The 7,023-nt window shown below is 58.1% G+C and carries 9 protein-coding genes; 6 read left to right on the forward strand and 3 right to left on the reverse strand.

What is annotated here, in order from left to right; genetic code table 11:
- Positions 1 to 11 precede the first annotated feature (11 nt).
- Genes AC2FHW_RS15610 through AC2FHW_RS15620 form a run of 3 tightly spaced genes read right to left on the reverse strand, consistent with a single transcriptional unit; the run spans position 12 to position 3,123 of the window.
- A complete protein-coding gene (locus tag AC2FHW_RS15610; RefSeq protein WP_271950970.1) occupies positions 12 to 971 on the reverse strand; it encodes a sensor histidine kinase in 960 nt (319 codons plus the stop codon).
- Positions 968 to 1,645: a response regulator transcription factor gene (locus tag AC2FHW_RS15615; protein ID WP_271950973.1), complete on the reverse strand. Its 678-nt coding sequence runs from the start codon at positions 1,643 to 1,645 to the stop codon at positions 968 to 970. The genes AC2FHW_RS15610 and AC2FHW_RS15615 overlap by 4 nt, the downstream gene beginning before the upstream one ends.
- The gene (locus tag AC2FHW_RS15620; RefSeq protein ID WP_496822184.1) at positions 1,642 to 3,123 is read right to left on the reverse strand and encodes a DUF4153 domain-containing protein; all 1,482 of its coding nucleotides are present in this window, start codon (positions 3,121 to 3,123) and stop codon (positions 1,642 to 1,644) included. Before AC2FHW_RS15620 ends, AC2FHW_RS15615 begins: the two co-directional genes overlap by 4 nt.
- A gap of 158 nt (positions 3,124 to 3,281) precedes the next feature.
- Between AC2FHW_RS15620 and AC2FHW_RS15625 the strand changes: the two genes are divergently transcribed.
- The 6 genes from AC2FHW_RS15625 to AC2FHW_RS15650 all read left to right on the forward strand — a co-directional run bounded on the left by AC2FHW_RS15625 (position 3,282) and on the right by AC2FHW_RS15650 (position 6,793).
- Entirely contained in the window at positions 3,282 to 3,653 is a 372-nt protein-coding gene (locus tag AC2FHW_RS15625) for a YciI family protein (RefSeq protein WP_142638441.1), read from the forward strand.
- Between the two features lie 4 nt (positions 3,654 to 3,657).
- Positions 3,658 to 4,893, forward strand: a complete 1,236-nt coding sequence (locus AC2FHW_RS15630; RefSeq protein ID WP_496752174.1) for an RNA polymerase sigma factor — start codon at positions 3,658 to 3,660, stop codon at positions 4,891 to 4,893.
- 67 nt (positions 4,894 to 4,960) lie between these two features.
- Positions 4,961 to 5,347, forward strand: coding sequence for a VOC family protein (locus AC2FHW_RS15635; RefSeq protein WP_142638446.1), 387 nt, complete (start codon positions 4,961 to 4,963; stop codon positions 5,345 to 5,347).
- Between the two features lie 24 nt (positions 5,348 to 5,371).
- Positions 5,372 to 5,770 carry an MAPEG family protein gene (locus AC2FHW_RS15640; protein ID WP_142638448.1) on the forward strand — a complete coding sequence of 133 codons (399 nt, stop codon included), beginning with the start codon at positions 5,372 to 5,374 and terminating at the stop codon, positions 5,768 to 5,770.
- Complete coding sequence (locus AC2FHW_RS15645; RefSeq protein WP_142638450.1) at positions 5,770 to 6,114, forward strand: TfoX/Sxy family protein; 345 nt, start codon at positions 5,770 to 5,772, stop codon at positions 6,112 to 6,114. Before AC2FHW_RS15640 ends, AC2FHW_RS15645 begins: the two co-directional genes overlap by 1 nt.
- 16 nt (positions 6,115 to 6,130) lie before the next feature.
- Entirely contained in the window at positions 6,131 to 6,793 is a 663-nt protein-coding gene (locus tag AC2FHW_RS15650) for a DUF2461 domain-containing protein (protein WP_496822185.1), read from the forward strand.
- Positions 6,794 to 7,023 lie beyond the last annotated feature (230 nt).

A 7,023-nucleotide genomic window follows, 5' to 3' on the forward strand; every position in this document is an offset into this window, starting at 1 on the left:
ATCTGCGCGGGTCAGAGCCTCTGAAAGCTCAGATCAAACCGCGCGCCACATGGGGCGGGCAGGTTTTCGATTTCACCGCGATGCGCAGACAGGATGTTACGGACAATAGCCAGACCCATACCGGTCCCGCCGCTTTCCCGGCGGGTGGTAAAGAATGGATCGAACACGCGGTCGACGTTACCGGGCGAAATCCCCGCCCCATTGTCGGACACGGTCAGAATAACCGTGTTTCCAGCCTCTGAGGCGCGCAGATCAACCGCGCTGGCCCCGTGATCTTTGGCATTTTGCAGAATATGGCCCAAAACGATCCGCAACCCCTCGGCCGAGATCGGGAATGCGACCTCATCCGCCCCGGACAGGTTTAGTTCAAGCGGAGGCGCCCCTGGCAACGCATCGCGCAGGGTGCTTGCCCCGACATATCGGGCCTCGCGCGCACGGGCGGCATCCCGAAGCGCGGCAAGCTGGGTTTCGATCTGCTGACGCGCCCCGTCGATCTGCGCGATTAGGGCTTTGGAGTCATCGCTGCCATCCGGGGTGTCCTGTAGCATCTCAACCGCCGCGCGGATTGCGGTTACCGGCGATTTCAACTCATGCGTGACGTGATCGGTATAAGACCGGATGGTCGCCTCACGGTCACGCAGCGCCTCGGCCATGGTGACAACCTGAGTTGCGGTCTGGTGAAGCTCTTTGGTGCCGAAATGCCGAATTGGCACGGCGCGGGCTCCGGCCTCTTGCGCCCCGGCATAGGCCTGCAAGGCTTTGATTGGACGCAGCAGCAACCGTACCAGCAACCAGCCCAGCCCAGATGTTGCAAGAAAGATCACTCCGCCCAGAACCAGGGCAGAGTTCCGAAAGCCGAATTCAGGACCCAGATAACGCAGGGCCACCAGCCCCGCGAATGACAGACCCAATGTCCCGACCAGCGCACCGCCCAGCACAAATGCCAATGAAGGTCGCCAGCGCCGGGTCACCCCAGCCTCCTCATCCGGATACCCTGACCATGTACGGTTTCCACCGAGTCCGACAAACCAACCTGCGCAAATTTGTTCCGCAGGTTCCGCAGGTGGCTGTCCAAGGTCCTGTCCGAGACCTGGCTGCGCGCGCCCCAAATCTCGGCAATCAGGGCCGTGCGGGGAACAAGACGGCCCGGTGTTTCCATCAACATCACCATGATCTGAAACTCAGTACCGGTCAGGGCAATTTCCGTGTCGTGACAAGCACAGAGTCTTGCGGTCCGGTCCAAGGTCAAGGGGCCGTGCCGCAGATTTCCCGGCGCCGCCACAATGCGATTGGTGCGCCTTAGGATCACCTTGACCCGCGTCACCAGTTCGCGCGGGCTGAAAGGCTTGGTCACATAGTCATCGGCCCCAAGCTCCAGCCCCAGAATCCGGTCGACCTCATCATCGCGGGCAGTCAGGAACAGGATCGGGACGTCCGAACGGGTTCGAATTTTCTGACATACGGCAAAGCCATCCAGTTCGGGCAGGCCAACATCCAGAACGATCAGGTCCGGTTCGTCGCGAAACGTGCTGATTACGGCTTCTTGACCGTTGGCGGCGGTCGAGACGCTGTAGCCAGCGCGTTCCAGCCCCAGACGCACAACTTCACGCAACCGCGGATCATCATCGACAACTAAGATATTCATATACCCGGACCGATACTGCTCAGATCGGCACCATAGCGGGACAGGCGCCACTTTCGAAAGCCCCATTCCTGCCAGCTGTTGATCGGGTCGGCTTCAAAATAGCACAGCGAATTCGGATACCCGTAGCTGATATGCATCCCGGTCATGGGCTCCAACGAACACAGATAGGCATAGTCCGGTTCGGGCAGTTTCAGGTTTCGGGTCGCGATCACATGGGCAAAATTCACAAAACTGGCGCAATAGAGGACCAGTATGCTCAGAATGCCGGTTCGCGCGATCAACCAACTATTGGATTTCCTGAACGCTATTTGCCACCCAACCAGCGCCAGACCTGCCGCAACAAGACCCATCCAGATCTGCGCATAGATACGCAGGTAGGTCAGGCCATAGGTGCCGACATATAAATCCAGACGCATCAACGCCGCACCGCACAGAGCCACATTTTGTGCCAGCCACAACACCATCAGCGGTTTCAGCACCCGATTTTCATCCAGAAACGGCCGCGCTGCCAGGGCGAATGCACCGGCCAGCAGCGCCGTTACCAGCAACGGATATGCGCCGCGATGGGCATAGGATGCATAGCTCATCCCCTCGGGCAATGAGGCCCCGCCCAGCAGAATCGAAAGGTCCAGCACAGTCTGAACACCAATCAGTGCATTGAACACCCAGAGCGCCCGCAGGACCGAACCACCGTTGAGGCCAGGGATTGTCTGAGGGCCTGCGAATGGTCGCGGGTTCAGTCCGCGAAGCGGGTGGTTATCGACAAAAGGCCAGATGATCAGCGCAATCCCTCCCCAGAACAGGGCGCGCTGCAGCAGGTGGCCAAAGGCGATATCCGGGGTGACAAGGGATTGGAATACCGGGTTCGCCTCGGCCAGCAAGGTAACAAAAACCATCGTCCCGCCAATCGGCAGACCCCAGTTGCGCAGGAACTGCCGAACCCGCGTCCAGCCGCCTCCGGCATCGCTGACAATCGTGGTTTTCAGGCCGGGTATCGCGCGGACCGGGCCAAGCCAGTTCTTTGGAAGATCAGTCAGAAACCCCAGCGCCAGCAAAAGCAGTTCCAGAACCTGGCCTTTCGGGTGCCTGACCCAGACAATCGCAACGACGAGCCCGGACAAAAGAAACGCGACCGATAATGGTTGAACGAAATCCACGACCGGCAAAACACTCAGCACCAAAACCGTTGCGGGCATAAGCACCCCTTTGCCAGACCGATCCGCGGGCAGGCCGCACAAAAAGACCGCCACAGCAAAGACCGCTAGAGACACACCCGCCTGATGCCCCCAGAACAGGTAATCCGCCAGCGCGACCAGCAAGATAAACCCGATCACGCGCCATGCGCGACCATCGGTGGCAAACCCCGGGGTTGAACCCGGCGGGCCCTTGGTGCCTGAAATCACCGTCTCTTCCGACAGCCACCAAGCGTCCAGCGCCACAGAATTCGGAACTCCAGATATTATAAGTTGCTGCGCCATTTCTTCCCTCTTGTGTTTTAAGGGACTGGTTTGACCCAAAGGTCGGGAAGCTCGGGTGCAGAAGATCTGCAGAAACTGTGCAGATCGGTGAAATGAGTGTCGGATTTGCAAAGCCTCGCGCGTCCTAGCAAGATGAAACCAACATCGCGGAGGTAAAAATGATCTATGCAATCTCGATCTATGGTCAGGCGGGTGTGTTCGAAGCGTTGCCACAGGACCGTCAGGACGATGTCATGGCTGGACATACGGTGCTACAGAATGCCCTCAGGCAGCGCGGGGATTTCCTGTCCGTCAAACTGATGCCCCCGACTACGGCTGTCACAGTCGAACCCGCGGCTGCCGAGACTCTGCAACCTATGATCGTCGACGGCCCGTTCGCTGAGACGAAAGAAAGTTTTCTGGGCTTATATCTGGCCGAGTTCAACGATCTGGATGAGGCGCTTGAACATGCGCGAATGATCTCGTCACCTGTTGCCCGGCTCGAGGTCCGCCCCGCCGCCTGGGCAGGCGGGTCGATGACCTTGGATTGACCGCGTGTCGGATTGGCTAGAGGCCACGTTCTTGCAGCAACGCCCGCAGGCCATCGCGGCCCTGACGCGGTATTTCCGGGACATCGACCTTGCCGAAGATGCATTTGCCGAAGCCTGTCTAAAGGCCCTGACCGTATGGCGCAAACAAGGCGCGCCGCGCGATCCGCTAGCTTGGCTTTTGACCACCGCCCGTAATGCCGGGCTGGATGGTTTGCGCAAATCCCAACGCCGCAGCGCAATCCTGACCCGCCACAGGGAAGAATTTCATTCCATGGCTGATGACCCACCAGATCCGGACGAGCTGCGCGACGATGTTCTGCGCCTGCTGTTCATCTGTTGTCACCCGGACCTAAGCCGGCAAGACCAGATTGCGCTGGCCCTAAAAATTGTTGCCGGGTTGCGTGTGGAAGAAATCGCCCGTGGTTTCCTTGTCAGTCCAAAGGCAATGGAACAGCGAATTACCCGCGCCAAGAAAAGGATCGCAGGAAGTTCTGTCGCTTTTGAAACACCCACGCCACAGGAGCGGGCTGCGCGTTTGGGCGAAGTGTCTTTGATGATCTACCTGATGTTCAACGAAGGCTGGTCAACCTCGGGTGGCCCGGTGCAAATCCGGCTCAAACTATGCGATGAGGCGATACGTCTGGCCCGGCTGCTGGTTGCCTTGTTCCCGACGATGGCCGAGCAGATTTCACTGCTGGCCCTGTTGCTTCTGCAACATGCCCGTCGTGAAGCACGGCTAGACGATCAAGGTGATCTTGTAGCCCTGGAAGATCAGGACGGGGCCCTTTGGGACAAGGCCAACATCGCCGAAGCGACAGCCCTGATGCAAAAGGCCGAACGGCTGAACCAAGTGGGTGTTTACGGTATTCAGGCCGCAATCGCCGCCGTTCATGCGCATGCCCAATCGACAAAAGATACCGACTGGTCTCTGATCGAGGCGCATTATGCCGCGCTCTATCGCCTCCAGCCCTCACCTGTCATCCGCCTGAACCAGATCGCCGCCGGGTCCAGGGTTCATGGCCCACGCCGCACGCTTGTTGCGTTGGATACCGTGGCGAATGATCTGGCGTCTTATCGCTGGTTCCATGCCTTGCGCGCGGCAATGTTGCGAGAGATCGGCGATCTTCCCGCCGCGATCCAGTCCCTTAACCGCGTATTGAACCTTGGCCCGACGGGACCGGAACGTGTGGCGGTCCTGAAAGAAATCGCCGCCTGTGAAAAAGATTTGAACCAGTTGTAGGAAAGGCCGATCCTCACGCGTCCTTTGTTCAGTCCCGCATGCAGCGGGCAATCAAAGGGAGATAAAGATGAGCATTCTGGACATGACCACCGTTGGAAACTCGGGCTGGATCGGGCATTCCGGGCCAGACCAGACCAAGGCCAAGCAATTCTACAAAAATGTGCTGGGCTGGAACATTAACGAGATGCCGATGCAGGACGGGTCAAGCTATGCCGCCGCGGTGGTTGGTGAAACGCCAATCGGAGGGTTCTCGCCCATGCCCGAGACGGATGGCAACTGGACGATCTATTTTACGGTTGCTGATGTCGATAACAGCCTAGCAGCCGCAGTTGCACAGGGAGCCTCAGTCTTGCAACCCGCCATAGATATGCCCGGGGTCGGCCGGATGGCCACTCTGAACGACCCACAAGGCGCTCGGTTTGCGTTGATTACTTATGAAAGCATGGCGTCTTAATCTTGGGCAGACAGGAGAATTCCCATGGAACACACACCGCAAATCGCTCTGCTTGTGACAGCAATCTTTGTGCTTATGAGTATTCCGATGGGAATTCTTGTAGGCATCAGACGATCCCAGACCGGAGTTTTACTGCTGCACGGGGATGACGACGAACTGCTGCGGCGGATTCGGGCACATGGGAACTTTACTGAATATGTTCCTCTGGCGCTGCTGGCTTTGGCGGGGGCGGAAATTGCCGGTGCCTCAGACTGGCTGGTCGGCGGATGCGGTCTTGTGCTGTTGGTGGCCCGCGCCGTACACTATGTCAGCCTGCGTTCCACCCCCGACGGCAAAGGTCGGGTGATCGGTGCCGCACTGACAACATTGGTGATGCTCGTCTTGTCCCTGTCAATTCTTTGGCAGTTGGCGGGATCAGTCTGATGCCAAATGATGAACACCTGAATCAACGTATGCGCCTCGCCCTCGAGGCGCATATTGGAATTTCCGAAATGCGGATGATGGGTGGCACCTGCTTTTTTCTGAACGGCAATATGTTGTGCGGCGCGCGCCGCGACAAAGACGGGTTTGGACGGTTCATGTTCCGTGTCGGCAAGGCCAAAGAGACCGAGGCGCTTTCTAATCCGTTTGCAAACCCGATTGTCCACGGAAAGCGAAAACTCAGTGGGTTTGTCGTTGTAGACGAGGCCGACTGCGATCCGGCTGCGCTGGGTGACTGGCTGAGCCTGTGCCTGGCGCACGCCGCCAGCCTGCCGCCGAAAAGTTGAATATCAGGAGAAGATGATGGATCAGTTCCGCTGCTTTTCGCCCGAGGCCCTTCAGTTTCTTTCTGAACTGCGAGCCAATAACCGACGCGAGTGGTTTCACGCCAACAAACAGATCTATGAGGCCGCGATCAAACAGCCCGCAGAACAATTTGCGGCCCAGATGTCACAGGCGCTGGCCGAGATGACGCACATGCCCCATTCGGTCAAGATCTATCGTATTCATCGAGACGTGCGGTTCTCAAACGACAAGACACCCTATAATCCTCATCTGAGCATGTCTTTCATACCCGGCGATTGCGGAGATCAGCCCCCGCTTTGGCATTTCGGGCTGTCCCCGGATTGCCTGTCCCTTGGGTGCGGCGTCTTCCAATATGAAAAAGCAGCCCTAGAGAAGTACCGGACCGGCGTAGCAGGACCAGCGGGCGATGACCTCATGGCAATCATCAATGATCTTACGGCCAGGAATGTCAGGATCAGCGAGCCCGAGTTGAAGCGTGGACCGTCAGGCTATTCGAGTGACCACCCTCATCTGGACCTTCTGCGCCGCAAGGGGCTTACCGTTTGGACAGATCTTACCGCCCAACCCACCGTAACCCAGGCAGGTCTTAGGGAAGAATGTCTAAATCAATTTCAGCTCTTCCACCCGGTGTTTCGGGCCTTGCAGTCCCTTGGCACCTAGCCGACCTAACACAGGATCATGGTATCCCTTCGCCTTCTTCAACGCCAAGGGTCTCACGTTGAGCGGGTCAGGCAGCGAGGGTGCGTAACCAACATTGCTGCCCGTTTCCTACGGGTTGGCATTATCTATTACGGGTCCGTCACAGTGTTTTTCTCGCCGCGTTTGCTTCCACGGTGCTTTCAGTTGTGATGGCGCAACGCAAAAGCCCGCTCTGGCACGGTGTGTAATAT

It is taken from the genome of Ruegeria sp. YTSA108 (assembly GCF_059610185.1).

Excerpts from the sequence above, each read along its gene's own strand:
- AC2FHW_RS15645 (WP_142638450.1), top strand. The coding sequence starts at position 5,770 with ATGCCAAATGATGAACACCTGAATCAACGTATGCGCCTCGCCCTCGAG.
- AC2FHW_RS15650 (WP_496822185.1), top strand. The coding sequence starts at position 6,131 with ATGGATCAGTTCCGCTGCTTTTCGCCCGAGGCCCTTCAGTTTCTTTCT.
- AC2FHW_RS15635 (WP_142638446.1), top strand. The coding sequence starts at position 4,961 with ATGAGCATTCTGGACATGACCACCGTTGGAAACTCGGGCTGGATCGGG.
- AC2FHW_RS15620 (WP_496822184.1), bottom strand. The coding sequence starts at position 3,123 with ATGGCGCAGCAACTTATAATATCTGGAGTTCCGAATTCTGTGGCGCTG.
- AC2FHW_RS15615 (WP_271950973.1), bottom strand. The coding sequence starts at position 1,645 with ATGAATATCTTAGTTGTCGATGATGATCCGCGGTTGCGTGAAGTTGTG.
- AC2FHW_RS15640 (WP_142638448.1), top strand. The coding sequence starts at position 5,372 with ATGGAACACACACCGCAAATCGCTCTGCTTGTGACAGCAATCTTTGTG.
- AC2FHW_RS15625 (WP_142638441.1), top strand. The coding sequence starts at position 3,282 with ATGATCTATGCAATCTCGATCTATGGTCAGGCGGGTGTGTTCGAAGCG.